The 20,714-nt window shown below is 54.7% G+C and carries 15 protein-coding genes; 4 read left to right on the forward strand and 11 right to left on the reverse strand.

Annotated elements, in window-relative coordinates:
* Nucleotides 1–135: 135 nt before the first annotated feature.
* Nucleotides 136–2,151, reverse strand: a complete 2,016-nt coding sequence (locus ADU23_RS06060) for a beta-galactosidase (RefSeq protein WP_053372926.1) — start codon at nt 2,149–2,151, stop codon at nt 136–138.
* 342 nt (nt 2,152–2,493) lie between these two features.
* Here ADU23_RS06060 and ADU23_RS06065 point away from each other — a divergent pair, with 342 nt between their 5' ends.
* The gene (locus ADU23_RS06065) at nt 2,494–4,737 is read left to right on the forward strand and encodes an AraC family transcriptional regulator (protein WP_053372927.1); all 2,244 of its coding nucleotides are present in this window, start codon (nt 2,494–2,496) and stop codon (nt 4,735–4,737) included.
* 40 nt (nt 4,738–4,777) lie between these two features.
* Nucleotides 4,778–5,161: a RidA family protein gene (locus ADU23_RS06070; RefSeq protein WP_053372928.1), complete on the forward strand. Its 384-nt coding sequence runs from the start codon at nt 4,778–4,780 to the stop codon at nt 5,159–5,161.
* Between the two features lie 102 nt (nt 5,162–5,263).
* On the opposite strand, the gene map is transcribed toward ADU23_RS06070, so the two are convergent.
* From map to ADU23_RS06115, 9 genes are all read right to left on the reverse strand, one after another.
* On the reverse strand, nt 5,264–6,016 hold the full coding sequence (map, locus tag ADU23_RS06075; protein ID WP_053372929.1) for a type I methionyl aminopeptidase: 753 nt from the start codon (nt 6,014–6,016) through the stop codon (nt 5,264–5,266).
* Nucleotides 6,017–6,416: 400 nt separating this feature from the next.
* Nucleotides 6,417–6,605 (reverse strand): hypothetical protein, encoded by a 189-nt coding sequence (locus ADU23_RS06080; RefSeq protein WP_053372930.1) that lies wholly within the window; start codon nt 6,603–6,605, stop codon nt 6,417–6,419.
* A 181-nt stretch (nt 6,606–6,786) separates the two neighbouring features.
* On the reverse strand, nt 6,787–7,008 hold the full coding sequence (locus ADU23_RS06085; RefSeq protein WP_053372931.1) for a hypothetical protein: 222 nt from the start codon (nt 7,006–7,008) through the stop codon (nt 6,787–6,789).
* A gap of 139 nt (nt 7,009–7,147) precedes the next feature.
* Nucleotides 7,148–7,576, reverse strand: a complete 429-nt coding sequence (locus ADU23_RS06090) for a PaaI family thioesterase (protein WP_053377488.1) — start codon at nt 7,574–7,576, stop codon at nt 7,148–7,150.
* 5 nt (nt 7,577–7,581) lie between these two features.
* Nucleotides 7,582–9,357: a long-chain-fatty-acid--CoA ligase gene (locus ADU23_RS06095; protein WP_082311015.1), complete on the reverse strand. Its 1,776-nt coding sequence runs from the start codon at nt 9,355–9,357 to the stop codon at nt 7,582–7,584.
* Between the two features lie 15 nt (nt 9,358–9,372).
* Entirely contained in the window at nt 9,373–11,163 is a 1,791-nt protein-coding gene (locus tag ADU23_RS06100; RefSeq protein ID WP_053372932.1) for an acyl-CoA dehydrogenase family protein, read from the reverse strand.
* Nucleotides 11,164–11,251: 88 nt separating this feature from the next.
* Nucleotides 11,252–12,466 (reverse strand): acetyl-CoA C-acyltransferase, encoded by a 1,215-nt coding sequence (locus ADU23_RS06105; protein ID WP_053372933.1) that lies wholly within the window; start codon nt 12,464–12,466, stop codon nt 11,252–11,254.
* A gap of 21 nt (nt 12,467–12,487) precedes the next feature.
* Nucleotides 12,488–14,929 (reverse strand): 3-hydroxyacyl-CoA dehydrogenase/enoyl-CoA hydratase family protein, encoded by a 2,442-nt coding sequence (locus tag ADU23_RS06110; RefSeq protein WP_053372934.1) that lies wholly within the window; start codon nt 14,927–14,929, stop codon nt 12,488–12,490.
* 44 nt (nt 14,930–14,973) lie between these two features.
* Nucleotides 14,974–17,214 carry a (Fe-S)-binding protein gene (locus ADU23_RS06115; RefSeq protein ID WP_082311016.1) on the reverse strand — a complete coding sequence of 747 codons (2,241 nt, stop codon included), beginning with the start codon at nt 17,212–17,214 and terminating at the stop codon, nt 14,974–14,976.
* Nucleotides 17,215–17,451: 237 nt separating this feature from the next.
* Between ADU23_RS06115 and ADU23_RS06120 the strand changes: the two genes are divergently transcribed.
* Together ADU23_RS06120 and ADU23_RS06125 are read left to right on the forward strand one after the other, a co-directional pair.
* Complete coding sequence (locus tag ADU23_RS06120; protein ID WP_053377491.1) at nt 17,452–18,297, forward strand: electron transfer flavoprotein subunit beta/FixA family protein; 846 nt, start codon at nt 17,452–17,454, stop codon at nt 18,295–18,297.
* A gap of 442 nt (nt 18,298–18,739) precedes the next feature.
* Complete coding sequence (locus ADU23_RS06125; protein WP_053372935.1) at nt 18,740–19,729, forward strand: electron transfer flavoprotein subunit alpha/FixB family protein; 990 nt, start codon at nt 18,740–18,742, stop codon at nt 19,727–19,729.
* Between the two features lie 165 nt (nt 19,730–19,894).
* On the opposite strand, the gene ADU23_RS06130 is transcribed toward ADU23_RS06125, so the two are convergent.
* Entirely contained in the window at nt 19,895–20,566 is a 672-nt protein-coding gene (locus ADU23_RS06130) for an SOS response-associated peptidase (protein ID WP_053372936.1), read from the reverse strand.
* Nucleotides 20,567–20,714 lie beyond the last annotated feature (148 nt).

The raw sequence follows: 20,714 nt of genomic DNA on the forward strand, positions 1-20,714 counted from the left end.
CTGAACGAGTGAACGATTTAAACTTTTATGCATTAACAAGCCATTTCACCTGATTACGGCCCCAAAAAAACCACGAACCCGCCGGCTCGAGCCTTGCTCGAGTCTTGCGATTTCATGGTTTTTTCATTCGTAACCTTATGCTTTTTGCAAAATCATGACGCCATGCGGCTCGATTTCAACCGTCCCGCTCACCTCTCGGCTCGATAACAGGTCGATATAACCGGTTTCTCCTAGTTCGATGGCGGCTAGCGCGCTGTTATGATTGAGCACGAAGGTGTAGGTCTGCCCTTCCTTCACGCGCTGAGCCAATTCAACGCCCGCTCCCGCTCGGAACGGAGCTGCAATCTGCCGCTGCTCGCACAACGTACGGATCAAGTCTCCGAGCAGCTTTTGCTCAGGCGCCGTCGCCACGTAATAAGCTTCGCCTTTGCCATAGGCATTGACCGTCAAAGCTGGCATTCCCGCATAAAAGTCGGTGCCGTATGTCCCAAGCGCCTTCGCGCCCTCCAAATGAAGAAGATCGCAAAGCAATCCGCATTCATACGTTCCTTGCACATGACCGAATGCCTCGCCAATTTCAACGCTGTTGCGCATCTCAGGCAGCAGGCTGTCGATTTCCTCAACCCATAAGCCAAGAAGACTTCGAAGCTTGCCTGGATAGCCGCCCAGCGTTACGAGATCATTTTCGTTGACGATGCCGCTGAAGAAGGTCGTTATAAACGTGCCTCCAGCCTGCACAAACGCCTCTATCCGCTCGGCAACGCCCGGCTTGAGCATATAGAGTACGGGAGCGGCCACGATTTTGTATTTCGAGAAATCGCTAAGCGGGCTAAGTACATCCACAGCAACGTTCTGATCGTAGAAGGCTTTGTAATATTTTTGCGCTTGGTCCAAATAGTTCAGATCAACGCTTGGCCCGCTCGTAATCTCAACCGCATTCCAGGTGTCGATATCGAATAATAGCGCAGCCTCGGCATGAACCTCGGCATCCAGCAGACGATCGCCAAGCAAGTCCAGCTCCCGTCCCAATGCAGCGCATTCCCGGAATACGCGCGTATCCTCATGGCCGACATGCTCGATGACGGCTCCGTGATATTTCTCGCATGCCCCGAAGGAGCGGCGAAGCTGGAAGAACATTACCGTGTCCGCGCCGTGCGCCACCGCCTGGTAGCTCCACAGCCGCATGACGCCGGGGCGCTTTAAGCTGTTGTAAGGCTGCCAGTTTTGCTGGCTCGGCGTCTGCTCCATCAGCATGAACGGCTTGCCTTCCTTTAAGCCGCGCATATAGTCATGCCGCATCGCAACGTTGCCCATCGGCTCATTCATTTGAGGATAGCTGTCCCAAGAGACGACATCCATCGCTTCTCCCCATTTTTGCAGATCAAGCCCGTTAAACAGACCCCATATATTCGTTGTAATCGGAATATCCGGCGTAACGGCCTTCAGCTCGTCATATTCGCCCTGATAACAGCCGAGAATCGAATCGGACATGAACCTTTTGTAGTCGATCGCCATCGGCTGAAAATTGCGGTTATCGCCGTTCAGATTGGATGGCGGCACGATCTCCTCCCATTCATAGACGGTATGGCCCCAGAAGCTCATATTCCATTCGGCGTTCAGCCGCTCGATCGTCCCGTATTTCACCTTCAGCCATTCGCGGAACGCCTCGGCGCAATGGCTGCAATAGCAATGCGTGCCGTATTCGTTATTAATATGCCAAATAAGGAGCGCCGGATGGTCCTTGTAACGCTCGGCCAACTCCCGTGCGAGCTGGCTAGACAAACGGCGGTACGTCTTGCTATTCGGGCAAAAGTTGGTGCGCGCGCCATGCGTGCGCTTCCTGCCGTCAACGTCGACCGGCAGCACATCGTCGTATTTGCGGGACATCCACGCCGGCTGCGCGGCGGTCGAGGTCGCAAGGCAAGCATAGATGCCATTATCCGCAATTAAGTTCAGCAGCTTGTCCAGCCACTCGAAGCTGTATGTATCCTCCGAGGGCTGCAGCTTCGCCCAGCTGAATACAGGAAGCGTCACGACATTGATGCCCGCCTCCTTGAACAAACGCATATCCTCATGCCATATTTCCTCCGGCCATTGATCCGGATTATAGTCTCCCCCATACCAAATCTGTTTCAGCTTCGAACTAATCATGGTTTCACTGTCCCTTCCGCTATTATCATGGAATTCCGTGACATTCTAACGGATTGAACAGCGCATTGTCACCTATATTGCGCGGTTTCGCCAATAATTTCACTAGGGTATGGATTGTTCACTTCCGAATATCAGGTTCATTCACCTTCATTTATTTGGTTCATTGCAACCAGCGATTCACGCCGATTATAATGATGAATGTATCAAGCGCCTATGGAGTGAAATATTCAAACTAATGGGCCGAAGCTCCGGATGAACGGCATTTTAAATTAGGAAGCGCTTACGAAAGTTTTGCCACGGCGTTATCTTAAAGAAGCTTTATATACATAGAGGGGGGCTAGCATGTCAGCAGTTCATTTGAAAAACAACGGAAAATTGTACAGCAAGCTGCTGTTCACGATTACCTTATGCATTGTACTAACGTTATTGGTATCCTCCTTATTTTATTTCTTCACCTATATGCAAATCGATTTGAAGAAGGCATATCAATCCGACGTGAGCAATTTAACCCAAACGAGCAAAGAAGTGATCAGCATGACTGAGAGCGCGCAATCCCTATCCTTCCAAATGTATAGAACCTTCAATGTCGCTAAGCTGATGTTCTACACGGAGCCTAACATCTACGATGTGACCGCTGCGATGAACGAGCTGAACAACTATTTGAACTCGATGCCTTTTATCGAATCCATCTATGTATACAATTCAGCGAATGGCCTCTTCTACACAGCCAGCCGGCAGGGAGAGAGCGGCACGTTCAGCAAAGAGGAGCTTGCGGATAAGGGGATACTCGATATACTCGGCAATTTCCAGCAGTACCGTCCGTTTACGCCAATCCCTAGAACGTACACAACGGTCAGCTTGGCTGGAGAGCAGTTAACGAAGGCGTACACTTATTTAGGGTTTGATGCCATAGGCAAAACTCAAACGGTTAATTCCGCCGTTATCATTAATATTTCATCCGCTTGGATCAATAAGGACATTGGCGTGAATAAGAGCGACAGCGAGGGGAAATCGTTTATATTGGACAATCAGGAGCGCCTGCTGTCAGGCGATTCACTGCTGCCGAGGCAATTAAGCGATAAGGACAATGCGCTGCTTACCAATAAAATAAGAAATAAGGAATCCGGCTATATCGTTGCGGATTTTGAAGGCAAAAAATCTCTCGTCTCCTATACCTCGCCGGATTCGCTGGACTGGCAATATGTACGCGTTACGCCTTACAAGCAGGTAACCAAAGCGATCTATTCCATCCGCAATATGACGATCTTGATCGCTGCGGTTATTTTGGTCATTGGCTTATTCATATCATGGCTGCTCTCTCGCATGCTGTATCGCCCGATCCATCAGATCATGAGCAAAATGAACATTCTGGAGACAGAGAAACGTAACAGCTCCTATACGATCAGGCAAAATATGCTGCGCAGCCTTATCCAAGGCTCGCAGTCGCTGCAGACGAGTACCCAGCTTCAAAGGCTATCCCATGTAGGGATCACCTTTGATTTCAATTCACGTTACCGGGTCGTCCTGTTAAAAATAGACCAGCTTGCCGCCCTGCGGCAAACGCGCGGCGATGATCTGCATGTCTACAAATTCGCGATTATGAATATCAGCGGGGAAATCGGACTGAAGCATTACCGGGTAGAAACGGTCGATATGGATGCCGATTATGTTATTATGCTTCTTAATCGTCTCGATGATACCGATGAATCTGATGATGAGCTGCTTCGGACGGTGCTCGGCCAAATTCAACAATCGTCGCTGGATTATTTGAAAATTGGCCTCTCCGTTACTTACAGCCCGGAAGCTTACCAAGCGCAGCATCTATCCCATCTCTATAAGCTGGTGAAGGAAGCATCGCAGCATCGCTTATTTTATGGGCATGGCTGCTTGATTGAAGCCCAGGATATCATGGGCTTAAAATCAAAGGAGTATATTTTCCCGGTTGACCGTGAACGGAAATTGACGGACGCCTTGATGACCTCCAAGACGGAGGAAGCGAAGAAGCTGTTCGCGGAAATCGTGCAGGAGACAGCGGCGTATCCCATTCATGTCGTGCAGCTTGCCATCTCCCATCTGACGATGACAGTCAACAACATTTTGTTCACGATACAGAAAAATAACTGTCTCGACGTTGAAGCGAGCCTCAGCATCCACATTCCATCGCCTGACCATTTTGAAACGATTAATGAAGTGAATGACATTTTCTTCTCGTTGTTCGACGATATCCAGACGAAGCTGTCAGCGAAGCGCTCGACGAAGCAAAGTGATTTGATCCGCAAGATCAACGAGCTTATTCAACGGGAATACGCCAATCCGAACCTTAGCTTGAACTGGATTGCCGACGAGCTGGATATGTCCTCCATCTACTTAAGCCGGGTTTATAAGCAGCAGACGTTAAGCGCAATCGTTGATGTCATTAATAATGTGCGGCTGGAGCGGGCGCAGGAGCATTTGGAGAATACCGACTGGTCCATCGTCGACATCGCGGTGAAGAGCGGCTATACAAGCAGCTCTTATTTCCATCGCATGTTCAAGAAGAGCTTCGGCGTGACGCCTTCCGACTACCGGAAAATGAAGCTCGGTTAAAGCGTACTTATCATACTAACACGGGGTAGGAGTAGATATTTTGAATAGACAGCAGGTTTTTACCGGCTCGCCTTGGGAGCCACTTGTAGGATATTGCCGCGCTATTCGGGTGGGCAATCGCATCGAAGTAGCGGGAACGACGGCGATGAAGGACGGCGAGGTTGTCGGGATCGGCAATCCATACGAGCAAACGAAATATATTTTGCAAACGATCGAGAAAGCGCTGAATGAGCTGGGGGCTGATATGTCCCATGTCTTACGCACAAGAATGTTTGTAACGGACATCTCCAAGTGGGAAGAGATCGGCAAGGCGCACGGCGAGTTTTTCAAACAGATTCAGCCTGTTGCGACGATGGTGGAGGTAAAAGCGCTGATCGACCCTCTTATGCTCGTTGAAATAGAAGTTGAAGCATCTCTGGATTAAATACGCCTGTTTATCTATTTAAAAAGGCCGTGCAGGTGCAGGCTGGTTATCCTGCGCTCGCTCGGCTTTTTTCGGGCTTGTATAACAATTGGTTTTCCCTCGTTAATCCCAGCGTGTCAATACAATCGGGCCTTCCTTTGTAATCGCTACCGTATGTTCGAATTGTGCTGCCCATGCCCCGTCCCTCGTGCGCGCCGTCCAGCCGTCCTGCGTAATGTATACGTCCGCCCTTCCTGCCGTTATGATGGGCTCTATCGTAATGACCATGCCTTCTTCCAGCTCTATTCCCTGTCCAGGAATGCCTCTGTGCATGACCTCCGGAAATTCGTGCATGCTTCTGCCGATGCCATGGCCAACGAACGCCGTCACAACCTCAAAGCCAGCCCTCTCCGCTCTCGTCTGCACCGCATAACCGATGTCGCCCAGCCGATTGCCAAGCTTAGCTTGCTTTATGCCGTCGAGCAGCGCTTGCTCTGCTGCAAGCAGCAGCTTTTCGGTAGCATAGTTCGTCTTGCCGATCGCGTAAGTCCATGCGGAATCCGCCTTCCAGCCATCCAAGTCAGCAACCATATCAATCGTAACGATATCACCCGCTTCAAGCGGCTCTGAATCAGGAAAGCCATGGCAGACAACCTCATTAACGGAAGCACACGTGGCAAACGGGTATCCCTTATAGCCCTTCTGAGCTGGCGTTGCTCCCCGGTCAAGCATGAACCGTTCAACAAATCGATCAATTTCCTGCGTCGTAACTCCCGGCGCGATCCTCTTCGAGAGCGCCTTGTGACAGGCAGCGACGATACGTCCAGCCTTGCGAATACCCCGAATATGTTCCTTCGTTTTCAAATCCACTGCCATGTGTGTACTAACCTCCTTAAGGTTTTGCGAAGCAAAATCCACTCCGTAAGCTTAGACCTAGGTTTTGAGGTAGCAAAATTCACTTCGTACGATTAACAAACCTGCGATAACGAGTAGATTTGTCTATGTATAACTTATTCGGGAAAAAGGTGCCACATGCCGAACATATATGGCGAAATTATGATTGCGTGGGTTAAATCCGAATATTTAATAAGGCGGTCTGCCCTTTAATTCCTAAAGTATGGTTTTATGTAAAATAATAACTCTTCTCTGGCGGGCGGGTTACGATTACGACAGAGGAATAAGCTTTTAGAAAATGAACAATAAGGCAGGAGATAAACAAAAAAGGCTTTGTACCCTGCCGGAAGGCAGTTTACAAAGCCGTATTATACATGATGAGTTAGCTGACCGAGGAGTTCATTCTGCCTAATTCATTTTCCACCAATGTCGTCAATTCATCCTCGTAGCCTCCGGTGATCCGGTACTTGCGAATATACTCCTTAACAAATTTACGCGGGTCCTTGGGTTGAAAAATTCTCGTGAGTTCCTTCAGGCTTTCCTTGACTTCATTCTGGCTATGCTTCGCCATGAAATCTCCTCCCCTTTACGTTGGATGGTCGTCCTAAACAGCATAATACGAGACCGCATGCGGCGGTTACACCGCAAGAACCCCCATTCGGTGCAGGTAACTCCATGGCCAATGAGTCACAATGTTCGCATTTTTCTTACTATTATAACATTTTGGTTTCGAATATGAAAGTTAACAATTATTAATCTGGAGGCAAGACATGTTCGGGTTTGCTATCCTTATTATGCCCGTTATCCATTAGCTTTACTGCATTGTTAACGGTTGGAGGCGAGACATCGGCTGCCGGATGTGAAGTGGAAGAGAGCCTGTCTTTACGAAACATTCTTAAATATGCGATCACGCCTATAATGGCAACCACAATTCCGAATGCCAGCACCAACGTTGTAACCCAGCCTTGCACCATGTCCTCGCCTCCTTTCCTCTACTACATTTATCGGTAAAATACGGCTAAATATTAGTCATTTTTAAAGCCTTTATACTTTCCATATATTAGATATTATAGCGAATTGGAAGCGGGCAAGCAAATTGCCCCTTCCAGCCCGCTAAATGATTCGATAAGTGCCCATTCCAAGCCCAAGCAGCCTGCCTCCGTCATCCTTAACCTGCGCTTGCAGCGTCAGCGAACGTTTTGTCCGGTGCACCAGCTCAGCCTCGCATACGATGACGCCGCCTTTGCTGCTGGCAAGAAACTGTGTATTTAAATTCGCCGTAACCGTTCGCTCATCCGGCATCGCCAGCATGACCACGAGTCCCATTGCATTATCCAGCAGAGACATAAGCACGCCGCCGTGAACGATGCCAAGCAAATTCAAATGCCTCTCCGTCGCATCTAAGCAGATGGTGGCCTTATTGCCGCTGGCCTGCACAACCTCACAGCCAAGCACTCCCCAAAACGTTGCCTGCGCCCGCTCCGCAAGCCTTGTCAAGTGACCGGCCTGGTCTGCCTGCTGAATAAACCATTCCTCATCCATGCCGTTCACTCTCCCTTATCCTTGGCGGCCTGCTTCTCCGCTTCCTCCTCCTGCAGCTTCCGGCGGAGCACCTTCCCGACCATTGTCTTTGGAAGCGTTTCCCGAAAGGAATAGTGATGAGGCACTTTGTAAGACGCTAACCGTTCTCTGCACCATCGGTCTAGCTGGCTGCTCGAAACCTGCCAGCCCTCCTTAAACACGATAAATGCTTTCACCGTCTCGCCCCGGTATTCATCCTTCACCCCGATAACGGCTGCTTCACGTACAGCCGGATGCTCGAACAGCACTTCCTCTACCTCGCGCGGATAAATGTTGAATCCCCCTGCGATGATCACATCCTTGATCCGATCCATTACGGTAAAGAAACCGTCTGCATCCATCGTCCCGAGATCGCCTGTATACAGCCAGCCGTCCCGCAGCACCTGTTCGGTTTCCACTGGCTTATTCCAGTAGCCCTGCATAACCTGCGGACCGCGTACAACTAGCTCGCCAAGCTCGCCTATCCCCACCCTTTCACCGGTTTCCGGGCTAATAACCGCCGCATCTGTGTCGGGGAGAGGTATGCCGATCGTGCCGATTTTGCGATGTCCCCATATTGGGTTTGCATGTGTGACGGGTGACGCTTCCGATAGACCGTAGCCTTCTATCAGCCTGCCGCCGGTCATTGACTCGAACTGCTCCTGCACCTCAAGCGGCAATGCCGACGATCCGCTTATGCACACATTAATAGAAGAAAGATCGGTTTTGGCAGCAGCTTTATGGTGGATAAGCGCCACATACATCGTGGGCGCCCCCGGAAAAATCGTCGGCTTCTGCTGATTGATCGTTTGCAGCACCGTCTCTACCTCAAAACGAGGAAGCAAAATAAGCGTGCCTGCGCGCAGCACCGACATATTCATTAATACCGTTAATCCAAACACGTGAAACAGAGGCAGCGCCGCAAGAAAACGTTCCTTGCCATCCTCCGCCTTGTAGCACCAAGCGGAGATTTGCATCGTGTTGGCGATGAGATTGCCATGCGACAGCATCACGCCCTTTGGCGTACCTGTCGTGCCTCCCGTGTATTGCAGCACGGCTAGCTCTGCGCTCTTGGCAGGCGCGGGCAGCGGCGTGGACGGCTTCTTCGCGGCCAGCAGCTTCCTGTAGCTGACTACGCCAAAGCTGCCATAAGGAATGTCTGCGCGAAAGCCCTCTTTGCGCTGCTTAAGGGGATAGAGCAAATTTTTCGGAAACGGAAGCCCATCCTTAATCGACGTAATGACGGCATGCCTAAGCTTAGGCAGCGGCCCCTCCTCGGGAAGCTTGCCGCGAACCCGTGACAAACGCGGATAGAGCATATCGACCGTAATAATGGCGACGGCGCCGCTATCATTCAGCTGATGCTCCAGCTCTCGTTCAACGTAAAGCGGATTTGTCTGCACGACGATGCCGCCTGCAAGCAGTACGCCGTAATAGGCTACGACTGCCTGCGGGCAATTCGGAAGCATAATCGCCACGCTGTCTCCTTTGGCGATGCCGAGTGAAAGGAGACCGTATGCGAGGCGGACAGCATCATCATGAAGCTGCCCGTAGGTTAAGGTTTTGCCGAGAAAATGAACCGCCGTATGGTTCGGATAACGATTAACCGCATTTAATAAAAATTGGACGATGCTCTGATCGGGATAGCTCTGCGAAGGAGAAACTTCCTTCGGGTAATGATGTAGCCATGGACGCGCGAGCTTTTCAGCTTCGGCGGGCGGTTGTTCGGGCAAAGACGGGTCTTCCGGTCTGAGCGAATCCATTCATGCTCTCCCCCTTCACACGACATAATGCTCACTCCGTATAACACGTGCGGCAATCGTTCGCTTCAAGGCTACCGTATCGGATAGCGGCGCGCGCATTAGCTTTTTCAGAATAGAAAGCTGCATTTGCAGTCCGTCTCCCTGCTCCAGGGAAGCAAGCGCAAGCTTCGCCAGCGACTCCACCTTCTCCATGGACTCCTGCACGAAAACCGTCGTCATCGCAATGACATTGTCCGTTTTCTCCGAGACAGCGCCGCCGCTTTGCTTCCACATTTTTTGCGAGCGCAGCAGCACGCTTTCCATGGCAAATATGTTAATCATGAGATCGGCAAGCGAGCAGAGCACCTCTTGCTCCTGCTCCAGCCGCAGCCCCAGCTTCTGCACGGCAAGCCCGCCAATGGCGAGGAACGTCTTTTTTGCCTGCGCAACGCGGTACGCTTCCTTGCTAAGCGGCTTCTCAAATGGTGGAAGCGGCATCGGCTGCACCAACTCGGCTTGCAGGGCACGCGCTTTGCGCAGCAGCGGCAGCTCGCCCTTTAGCGCCTTCTTCATCAGCGTGCCGGGAATGAGCATCCGGTTAATTTCGTTCGTCCCTTCAAAAATGCGATTGATCCGCGAATCCCGATAAATGCGTTCAACCTTGTACTCGCGAATATAGCCGTATCCGCCGTGAATTTGCACCCCTTCATCCGCAACAAAATCGAGTGCTTCAGATGCAAACACCTTGACGATCGAGCATTCAATGGCATACTCGCCGATCGCCTTCGCTACCTTCATGCCATCGTCTGCCGCTTCGCCGCCTTGCTCCGTCGTCCTCAGCATCGCATCGATCCAGCCAGCAGTCCGGTAGACCATACTTTCCAGCACATAGGTGCGAATGTTCATGTCAGCCAGCTTAGCGCCAATGAGCGGATACGAGGAGATCGCCCTGCCGAATTGCTTGCGCGTATTGGCATAAGCCGAAGCCAGCTCGATCGTCTCCTTGGATGAGCCAAGGCAGGCTGCCCCAAGCTTGAACCGTCCGATATTCAAAATGTTAAAAGCGATGTGATGCCCTTTGCCAACCTCCCCAAGCACATTTTCTACGGGAACCGCCACGTCTTCAAAAAACAAAGGCCGCGTCGAGGAACCCTTGATGCCCATCTTATGCTCCTCTGGCCCGATACTGAACCCCGGCATTCCTTTCTCGACGATAAACGCGGTAAAATATTCACCGTCAACCTTCGCGTAGACGATAAACAAATCGGCAAAACCCGCGTTTGTAATGTACAGCTTCGAGCCATTCAGCACATAATGCTTGCCGTCTTGCGATAGCCTTGCTGTCGTCTTAGCCCCCAAAGCATCCGAACCAGAGGCAGGCTCTGTTAAGCAATAGGCAGCGATTCTCTCTCCTGTCGCAAGCGCAGGAAGATAGGCTTGTTTTTGCGCTTCCGTTCCGAAAAATACGATAGGCAGCGTGCCAATCCCCGTATGGGCACCTACCGAGAGTGCAAACGACGAAGCGCGCGAGAGCGTCTCTGCCAGCAAAGTCGTGCTCACCTTATCGAGACCTAATCCGCCGTAAGCCTCGGGCACGTCTGCGCCTAGCAGCCCCAGCTCGCCGGCTTTGCGCATCAGCTCCACGGTCAAGTCGTAGTTCAGCGCCTCCAGCTCCGCATCGCGCGGGATAATCTCCGCTTCCAAAAACTGCTGCGCCGCATCCCCCATCATCCGCTGCTCTTCCGTGAAATCCTCGGGCGTCACAACCGATTCCGGCACACTGTCCTCCACGACAAACCGACCGCCAAAACGTATCGTCTCCGTCATGCCGCAGGTCTCCCTTCAGTCTTTCGTTTATTAGGCTCGTAAATCATAATGGGCTTTAAAGATTAATAGAATTAGCTGTTCATGCCATTTAGCTGCCGTATACCTCGATTACGCCTGCCGCACCCATTCCGCCGCCTACACACATCGTCACGACACCGATTCCGCCGCCTCTGCGGCCAAGCTCATGGATGAGCGACACGGTTAGCTTAGTCCCTGTACAGCCCAGCGGATGCCCAAGCGCAATTGCTCCGCCGTTCACATTAACAATTTCCGGGTTGATCCCAAGCTCCCGAATAATCGGTACGCATTGCGCGGCAAAAGCTTCATTCAGCTCGAAGAGATCAACCTGTTCAAGCGTGATCCCTGCTTTGCGCAGCGCCTTCGGCACGGCTTCAATCGGTCCGATGCCCATAACCTCAGGAGCGACGCCAGCCACGCTATAGCTGCGGAATACGGCGAGCGGCCGCAGCCCCAGCTCCGCGGCGCGTGCTCGGCTCATTACGATGACAGCCGCTGCCCCATCGCTCATCTGCGAGGTATTGCCTGCAGTAACCGTGCCCTCCCGGGCAAATGAAGGCTTAAGCGGAGCTAAAGTTTGAACGGTCGTCTCCGGCCTCACTCCTTCGTCCGTATCGAATTGGATTACCTTCGACCAAGGCCGACCGGCGTCGTTCACGCCTGATCGGCTAGTCGTTATCGGCACGATTTCGGCTTGGAAGCGCCCTGCTTCAATCGCTGCCGCAGCCTTGCGGTGGCTCGATGACGCGAAAGCATCCTGTGCCTCGCGCGTCACGCCATAGCGGCGGGCAACCTCTTCCGCGGTATGCCCCATGCCCATATACACTTCAGGCCGCGTATCCACGATGGCAGGATGCGGCGACAGCTTAAAGCCCGTCATCGGCACATGGCTCATGCTCTCGACGCCGCCAGCCGCGATAATATCGGCATCGCCAAGCCGGATGCGCTCCGCTGCATAAGCGATGGCTTGCAGGCCCGAAGCGCAAAACCGGTTAATGGTAACGGCAGGCGTCGTAACCGGCAAGCCTGCGTAAAGCGAGATGGTGCGGGCCATGTTGAGTCCCTGCTCCCCCTCGGGCATCGCGCAGCCGATAATCACATCCTCCACGAGCTCCGGCGACAAGGCGGGCACTCGCGCAAGCGCCCCTTGCAGCACCGCCCGCCCTAGATCCTCCGCCCTCGTCTCCGCCAAGCTCCCCTTCGATGCTTTGCCGACCGCCGTCCTCACCGCAGCAACGATAACGGCATCGCGGTCGTGATCCTCAAACGGTGATGAAGCTGACATTTCGCACTCCCCCTTTAAAAGTTAGTTGCGCAGCGGTTTGCCCGTCGCCAGCATATGGCTCATGCGATCCTGCGTTTTGCGCTCGCCGCAAAGGCTGAGGAACGCTTCGCATTCCAGGTCGAGCAAATATTGCTCGCTCACCTCAGCGCCCGGCTGAATGTCGCCGCCAGCGAGCACAGCGCCAAGCTTGCCGGCTATAAGCGCGTCATGCTCGCTAATATAGCCGCTTAGCTGCATCGCTTGCACCGCCACCTTAAGCACCGCCTTGCCTTCACGTCCGGCAACGCGAATGCGTTCCTCCGCCGGCGGCGCATAACCCGCCCGGTCCAGCTCAAGCACCGCCCGCTTCGCCTCGGCGATGCGCGCCTCCTGCCGCATAATGACCGTATCCTGCGGCCGCATCAAGCCAAGCCCTCTAACCTCATAGCCGCTAGAGGAGGTTTTGGCCATCGCAATCGTCTCGAACAGCGCATTCAGATGCGGCTGCAGGTCTCCGCCCGGCTTGCCGCCATTTGCAATAAAAGCCCGTTCAGCTGCCATCGCAGCCGCTTCCTTGCAGCCCCCGCCCGCAGGAATAAGGCCCACTCCCGTTTCCACGAGTCCAAAGTATGTCTCAGGCGAATAAATAATGCGGTCAGCAGGCAAGCAGGCTTCAACCCCGCCGCCAAGCGTCATCCGGTGCGGCGCGGCAACGACAGGCCGATCAAGCCGCTTAAGCTCCAGCATGCTGCCCTGGAAGAAGCGGATAATATCCTCGACCTCATCCCACTCGCCGCTCTGCGCTTCCATCAGCAGCAGCATCAAATTCGCGCCGACACAAAAATTCCGCCCTTCATTCGCAACCACAAGGCCGCGCCAATTCAGGGATACCTCCTTCGCGCTTTGCTGGATGGCGGACAAAATATCCCCGCCGATCGCATTGTTCGCGGAATGGAACTCGAGGAGCACGACGTCATCCCCGATATCGATCAAGCTCGCGCCGGCAGTCGATAGAACGGTTTTTCCCGAAGCCTTTAATGACGCTAAAGAAATCGAGTCCGCTTCCGCCTCCTCCTGCTTATAGGCGCCGCTCGCCGAATAAACACGTTCATTGCCCTCGACCTTATAAAAGCTTTCATGCCCTGCTTCGAGCCAAGCACGCACCCAAACCGGTATTTCCTCGCCCTCCTTCTCCATTTGCTGCACCGATTCCCGCAGCCCTATCGCATCCCATAGCTCGAACGGGCCAAGCTCCCAGTTGAAGCCCCAGCGCATCGCGCGGTCAATATCCGAGATCGAATCCGCGATGATTCCGACTTGCGCGGCTGAGTAGAGAAGCGTTTTTTTGGTCGTCGACCATGCGAATTTCGCGTAGCGATCACGAGGATCGGTGCGAAGCAGCGCTTTCACCTTTGCCGCCGCGCCTTTCGCCGCTTTGGACGCATCGATGATTGGCGAATTAATGGAGCGCTTCGGCCCGTACTCGAGCGTATCCAGCTTGAGCGATTCAATCTCGCTGCCGCCCTTTCCCTTCACCTTCTTATAAAAGCCGGCTCCCGACTTCTCGCCGAGCCTCCCCGAGGCAACCAGCTGCTCCAGCAGCGGCGGCCTTGCAAAAATCGCCTGCTCCTCAGGGTCGCCGCTTCGCTCCCGCACATTGTCCACGACGTGCAGCAGCGTATCGAGCCCAACGAGATCAAGCATGCGCAGCGTCGCCGTCTTTGGCCTGCCCATCGCCGGGCCGGTCAACGCATCTGCCTCTTCTACCGTAAGTCCGAAGCGTATCGTATCCTCGAGCGTGACGAGCATGCCGTAGGTTCCGATCCGGTTCGCAATGAAGTTTGGCGTATCCTTCGCAATGACGACACCTTTGCCGAGCCGTTTCTCGCAAACCTCCTTCAGCAGCGCCACGACATCGGGAGCCGTATCCGCGGTCGGAACAATCTCGACGAGCTTCATATAGCGCGGCGGGTTAAAAAAGTGCGTCACGCCAAAATGCCGCCGAAACTCCTCGCTCCTGCCCTCAACCATAGAAGCTGCCGATAATCCCGACGTATTTGTAGAGACGATAGCTCCCGGCTTGCGAGCCGATTCAATCGCTGCAAGCACCTCGCGCTTAATATCCAGCCGCTCGACAACCGCTTCAACGATCCAATCCGCCTCGCCCAGCGCTTCCAAATGATCGGTTAAATTGCCCGGCGTGATGCGGGATGACCAAGAAGGGTCATAGAGCTGTGCCGGCTGTGCCTTGCCCATCCTGGCAACGGCCGCGCTCGCCAGCCGATTGCGAACCTTGGCGTCAGAGAGCGTCAGCCCCTTCCGCTCCTCCTCTTCGGTCAGCGACCGCGGGACTACGTCCAGCAGCACGACTTGCATGCCCGCATTCGCCAGATGCGCAGCGATGCCGGCGCCCATTACGCCGGAGCCGATGACGGCGGCTCTGCGTATAGAACTGGCGTTTTTTTGCGACGCTTGTAATGTCATAGGCGACCTCCTTCTTTTCTTCCCCTAAATCCGATGCGTCTGCCTTACTCGCCGAATACGCTCTCGGCCAGCAGCTCTGCCACATCGCGCGCGATTACTTTCTCATCAGCAGATAAAGCCTTCAGTCCATCCTCCATCATCGTGAGGCAATACGGGCAGGCCGAGCTAATAACGGACGGCTTTACTTCAAGCGCCTGAGCTGCTCTCGCATGGTTAACCCGGGTGCCTGAATGCTCCTCCATCCACATCAAGCCGCCGCCAGCGCCGCAGCACATGCCGTTCGAGCGCGAGCGCTCCATCTCTTCAATCGTCACGCCCGGGATCGCCCGAAGCAGATTGCGCGGCGCCTCGTAAGTGTCGTTATAACGACCGAGATAACAAGAATCATGCACGGTCACGCGCTCGTCGATCGTATGCACCGGCAGCAGCGAGCCTTCCGCAAGCAAGCGAGCAAGCAGCTCCGTATGATGCTCCACCACGATGTCTGTGCTGAGGCCAAAATCAGGATATTCATTTTTGAACGTGTTATAGGTATGCGGGCAAGCCGTTACGATATGCTTGACGTCATATTTGCTGAGCGTCTCGATATTCTCGCGGCACAGCTCTTGAAAAAGCAGCTCATTGCCGATCCGCCTTGCCGTATCGCCGGAGCTTTTCTCCTCGAGGCCCAGCGTAGCGAAGCTGACGCCCGCCTGAACAAGCAGCCGCACCACATCGTACAACACGCGGCGGCTCCGCATATCGTAGGCTCCCATCGAGCCTGCCCATAGCAGGACGTCGGCTTTTTTGCCCTGCTGCTTCAGCTCCTGCATCGTGTTGACTTTTATGCCGGTGCGGCTCTCGCAATCGGCAATCCATGCAGCCCGTTCCGCGCGCGGCAAGCCCCACGGATTGCTTTGGCGCTCGATGTTTTGAAGCGCTCTCTGCCCATCCGACGGCAGCCTGCCTTCCATTAAGACCAAATAACGGCGCATATCGATGATTTTGTCGACATGCTCATTCCCAACCGGACACTGCTCCTCGCAATTGCGGCAGGTCGTGCACGCCCAAAGCTCCTCCTCGGTCAGCACCTCGCCGATCAGTTCCACCTCCTCCGGCTTAGCGCCCTCTTTCACGCTCCATGCGCCTGCCTGCGCCGCCATCGTCGGCTCAATATTTGTTTCTCCCTCGAAGGCCGCCTCCCAAGCGGGAAGCACCGCTCCCATCACATGGGCGCGAGGAGCATTGCTCTTGGATTGCCAGATGCCGGCTGGCAGCCACGGTGACTTTGACGTAATGGCGGCGCCTTTTTCGGTCAAATGATCCCTTAGCTTCACAATAAGATGCATCGGCGACAACAGCTTCCCGGTGCTCGCTGCCGGACAAACATTCGTACAACGGCCGCATTCGACGCAGGCGTACAGGTCAAGCATCTGCTTTTGCGAGAAATGCTCCACCTTCCCAGCCCCGAACGACTCTGCCTCCTCGTCCTCCAAATCGAGCGGCGCAAGGCGGCCGGGCGGGGTGCTGCGCCGGAACCAAAGATTGACCGGAGCAGACAGCAAGTGAAAATGCTTCGACTGCGGCACATAAACGAGGAAGCTCAACAGCACAAGAAGATGCAGCCACCAAAACAGTTCAAAGCCCGCATGGGCGGCCGCGCTTTGCGGCTGTACGCCTATGCTTTCAAGGAGATTCGCCAGCTGATTGCTGACCGGCGCATAGCTTGCTTCTACGACAGAGGCACCCGTACCGTTTGCGGCAGACAGCCGCTCGAAGGCTAAGGTGAAAAGAACCGTGAGCATCAAGGAGCCGATAAACCACATGACGAGCGACGGCTTCCAGCCCCTTTTTAGCCGGGGCAGCTTCTCTCCGTAACGGCGAAATGCGCCATAAAGAACGGCTGCAAACACAAGCGTTACCGTCATTTCCTGCGTCAGCGAGAACCCGTTATAGTAGGGCAGCGGAAGCGGCTCGCCTTCGCTTAACCCTTTCCATATCAAGTCCGCCGCGCCAAACTGAAGCACAATAAAGCCGTAAAAATAAACCAGATGCATGATTCCGCTCCGCACGTCATTAAGCAGCTTGCGATGGCCAAGCACTTGGCCGCTGAAGCTGGTTTTGCTTTTTGGCTTGCGCGCATACCGCTTAAACAGCGTCGGCACTCCAAGCCGCATGTACAAGACGCGCCTCTGCACAACAAGCACGAACATAGAAACAGCAATGAGCACAACCGCCGCAAACAATGTCCATCTTCCCCAGATCAGCCATTGATCGACCTGCTTTAACGCCAAATACGTTGGCATATGCCTCGCCCCCTCATATATGCCGGCTTAAGGAACAAGCACCTCTGCGTGTGAAGTAGTCGGACAAGCTTTGGAACGCTTTCAAAATAGCCGCGGTGCTCCATGTATATGAGCTTTTTGCGTTGAACATGCCGCTCGCAGGGGGAATGCGTACGGTCTATTCATTTGATTAACGTCATATCGTAGCAATGATGGACGTGTTAACCAAATATCGAAATAAGTGAGGGAGCTTCTATGCTGAAAATAGTGGTGCTTCTCAAGCAAACGTTCGATACCGAGGAAAAAATCGTCGTAACAAAGACGGGTGTCGATGAAAGTGAAGCCAAATTTGTCATTAACCCATACGACGAGTATGCGCTCGAGGAAGCGCTTCGCCAGCGCGAGCGGCTCGGCGGCGAGGTCATCGTCATCACCTGCGGGCCCGAGCGGTCGCAAGATGCGCTCCGCACGGCGCTCGCGATTGGAGCGGACGAGGCTGTTCGGCTAGACAGCTCAGCCCTGCCTGATGACGGTACCTCTATCGCCGCTGCCCTGGCTGCCGTGATCAAGCCGCTTGCTCCCGATCTGCTGCTGGCGGGCTTATTCGCAGTCGATAGCGGCGCCGGAAGCGTGGCGCTGCAAGTGGCGCAGCGCCTTTCCTTGCCGCATGCCACCTCCGCCATCAAGCTCACCCTTGTGACTGCTGGCGAGTTAAGCGCTCTGCCTGCGGATGGCGTGCTTAGCGCTCCCGCATCGGTGACCGCCGAGCGTTATGCCTTAGTCGAGCGCGATGTCGAAGGCGATACGGAGACCGTATCGATCCCGCTGCCCGCGCTTATTACGGCGCAGCAGGGACTCAACGAGCCGCGTTATCCGTCGCTGCCGGGCATTATGAAGGCAAAGCGCAAGCCGCTGCGCACCGTAACGCTGGAGGAGCTGATCGGCAGCGGCGCGCTAACGGCTGAGGGCGTCGCACCGCGCACCGCCCGCTCGCAGCTGCTCCCGCCACCGCCGCGCGCAGCGGGCAAGCGCATCCCCGGCGCGCCGGCGGAGCAAGCGACAGCGCTCGTTTCGCTGCTGCGGGAAGAAGCCAAGCTTCTTTGAAGGTTGGGCTTTGCGGTGTGTTTGCGAGCGCGGCGCGAAGGTTGCAATGTGTTTGCAGTATGGCGTGGGAGTTTGTGCAGCTTTGATGAGGGAGCCTGTACGGAGGACGGTGCGATCATGGCTGACAGCGTTGCAACGCGGCGGCGCATTAACTGTAACAGGTAACAGGCGAATGTAACTTCGGCGTACGGTTTGAGTTAGTGGGTGGGATAGCTCGTTGCTGCGGAACTTGAGTTAGCGGGGCGGGATTTCGTACTGCGCTGAGGTGCAGCGTAACCAGCGAATTAAGCTCTGATGTGAGGTTTTTATTGTATAAACCGCAGCGCAGCCACTTGGCAAGCCATACTGAGCAGCTATCCAAGATCTGCGCAGCAGCAATAAAAGTTTGTCCAAGGCAATGCCTGGTTTCAGTATAAAAGTTAGGGGAGAGGAGCTGCATCCTATGTCCAAAACCATTCTTGTATTTGCAGAGAGCCGGGACGGCGTACTCCGCCGGGTGGCGCTGGAGGCACTCGGCGCAGCACGGCGGCTCGCAGGCAAGGACGGCGCTGTCCATGCCGTCCTTGCCTGCACCGGCGGCGCGGCGGAAGAAGCCGCAGCGCTGGCAGCGCGGGGGGCGGACGTCGTGCACATCGCCGACGATCCTTCCCTCCGCGCCTTCGCGCCCGAGGCGTACTTCGCCGCCCTCGGCGCAGCCATGGCTGCGGTGCAGCCGGACGCGCTGCTGCTCGGCCACACCGCAATGGGGCGCGAGCTCGCGCCCCGCGTGGCCGCGGACCATGGCGCCGGCCACATCGCTGACGTCATCGCCATTGAAGCAGATGGCGGCGATGACGTCTTTTTCACCCGCCCGCTCTACGCCGGGAAGGCGTTCGAGCGGCGCAGCTTCGTGCCGGGCCATCCGTGGGTTATCACGGTGCGCCCGAATAACTTGCCGGCGGCGGAGCCGCTGGACGCCGCCGACATATCGGGCACCGTCACGGCTCTGCCGTTCACGGTGCCGCCGCTTTACACCGCCGTGCGCAGCCTTGTGCGCCGCACCGGCGGCCAGCTTGATCTCGCCGAAGCCGACATCGTCGTATCCGGCGGCCGGGGCGTGCGCAGCGCGGCTGGCTTCGAGCCGCTGCAAGCGATGGCTGCCGCGCTCGGCGGCGCTGTCGGCGCCTCGCGCGGCGCCTGCGATGCCGGCTATTGCGATTATGCGCTGCAAATCGGGCAAACCGGCAAGGTGGTTACCCCGCAGCTTTATATCGCCTGCGGCATAAGCGGGGCCATCCAGCATCTTGCCGGCATGAGCCAATCGCGCGTTATTGTCGCCATCAACAAAGATCCGGACGCCCCGATCTTCGGCGTCGCGGATTACGGCATCGTCGGCGATTTGTTCGAGGTCGTGCCATTGCTGACGACAGAGCTGGAGCGCGCAAGAGCCTAGATTTATTTTCACATCAGTACTAATCGCGTCCCTGCCAGCTGCTGCAAGCGGCTCTAGCAGAGGCCTCCCCAACCCCCAAAACCAAAAAAGGCGCTATTTCCTTCGGTTCAGCTTCATTAGAAGCGAGCCAAAAGAAATAACGCCTTTTAACGTTTTCCTTCTTGCTTATGCAAAATCCGGTCGAATCTCACGGATGCAATCCGGCGACTCGTACAAATCATCATGCACCGCATTCGTTACAGGGTAGGCGCGCATGAGATAGGAATCCATCGCTTCCAGGTGCTTGCGCAGGCTGCTAAATTCCGTAATGCGCGGATTGAGCCAATCCTCGATGCCCTCCTCGTCCAAAATAACCGGAACCCGAGGCTGCCACACCGACATCGCGCCAGTCGAGGCAGCGGTTATCATCGTAAAGGCACGCACCTCTTTGCCGCTCACGTTTTTCCAGCAGTCATAAATGCCTGCGATGCCAAACAGCTGCTGGCTTGGCACGACGATATGCATCGCCCGCGGGTCACGCTCTTTCCCGAACTGCTTTTGCCCAAAAAAGCCGCTGCATGGCAGCACGCATCTTTGTCTCCGCAGCATCCGCTCTAAAAAAGGCTTCTCGGACAGTGTCATATGATCTGCATTGACCGCGTCCTTCGCCCAGAAAGGGAACAAGCCCCATCTCGACTCTTCCATCGTTCTTTGGTCAAAACGGTCATTCATCACGATCGACACCGTCTGAGTCGGCGCTACATTAAAGCGGTTCGTATGCCCCCGAATCACCTTGCCTACCTGAAACATTTCTACCATATCGCCTAAATCTGCCGTTAACGAAAACCGTTCAATCATCGCGACCACCCTTTTCACGTTATTGAATCCAGTTTTTGTTAAAGGCAAGAAATTTATGCAAACTTTCTAGTCAAAATGATCGAACCAGCAGCTGCTGCTTCTGAATCTCGGCTTCTATTCCTCCAACCATGCAGCCGAACCGTCACTT

The sequence above is a fragment of the Paenibacillus sp. FJAT-27812 genome, from assembly GCF_001273905.1.
In the GTDB taxonomy this organism is placed as follows: domain Bacteria; phylum Bacillota; class Bacilli; order Paenibacillales; family Paenibacillaceae; genus Pristimantibacillus.

What these genes read in the sequence shown, in the direction of transcription:
- ADU23_RS06095 (WP_082311015.1), bottom strand. Translation starts at nt 9,357, where the DNA reads ATGGATTCGCTCAGACCGGAAGACCCGTCTTTGCCCGAACAACCGCCC.
- ADU23_RS06125 (WP_053372935.1), top strand. Translation starts at nt 18,740, where the DNA reads ATGTCCAAAACCATTCTTGTATTTGCAGAGAGCCGGGACGGCGTACTC.
- ADU23_RS06060 (WP_053372926.1), bottom strand. Translation starts at nt 2,151, where the DNA reads ATGATTAGTTCGAAGCTGAAACAGATTTGGTATGGGGGAGACTATAAT.
- map (WP_053372929.1), bottom strand. Translation starts at nt 6,016, where the DNA reads ATGGCAGTGGATTTGAAAACGAAGGAACATATTCGGGGTATTCGCAAG.
- ADU23_RS06130 (WP_053372936.1), bottom strand. Translation starts at nt 20,566, where the DNA reads ATGATTGAACGGTTTTCGTTAACGGCAGATTTAGGCGATATGGTAGAA.
- ADU23_RS06080 (WP_053372930.1), bottom strand. Translation starts at nt 6,605, where the DNA reads ATGGCGAAGCATAGCCAGAATGAAGTCAAGGAAAGCCTGAAGGAACTC.
- ADU23_RS06115 (WP_082311016.1), bottom strand. Translation starts at nt 17,214, where the DNA reads ATGCCAACGTATTTGGCGTTAAAGCAGGTCGATCAATGGCTGATCTGG.
- ADU23_RS06065 (WP_053372927.1), top strand. Translation starts at nt 2,494, where the DNA reads ATGTCAGCAGTTCATTTGAAAAACAACGGAAAATTGTACAGCAAGCTG.
- ADU23_RS06090 (WP_053377488.1), bottom strand. Translation starts at nt 7,576, where the DNA reads ATGGATGAGGAATGGTTTATTCAGCAGGCAGACCAGGCCGGTCACTTG.
- ADU23_RS06085 (WP_053372931.1), bottom strand. Translation starts at nt 7,008, where the DNA reads ATGGTGCAAGGCTGGGTTACAACGTTGGTGCTGGCATTCGGAATTGTG.
- ADU23_RS06110 (WP_053372934.1), bottom strand. Translation starts at nt 14,929, where the DNA reads ATGACATTACAAGCGTCGCAAAAAAACGCCAGTTCTATACGCAGAGCC.
- ADU23_RS06105 (WP_053372933.1), bottom strand. Translation starts at nt 12,466, where the DNA reads ATGTCAGCTTCATCACCGTTTGAGGATCACGACCGCGATGCCGTTATC.
- ADU23_RS06100 (WP_053372932.1), bottom strand. Translation starts at nt 11,163, where the DNA reads ATGACGGAGACGATACGTTTTGGCGGTCGGTTTGTCGTGGAGGACAGT.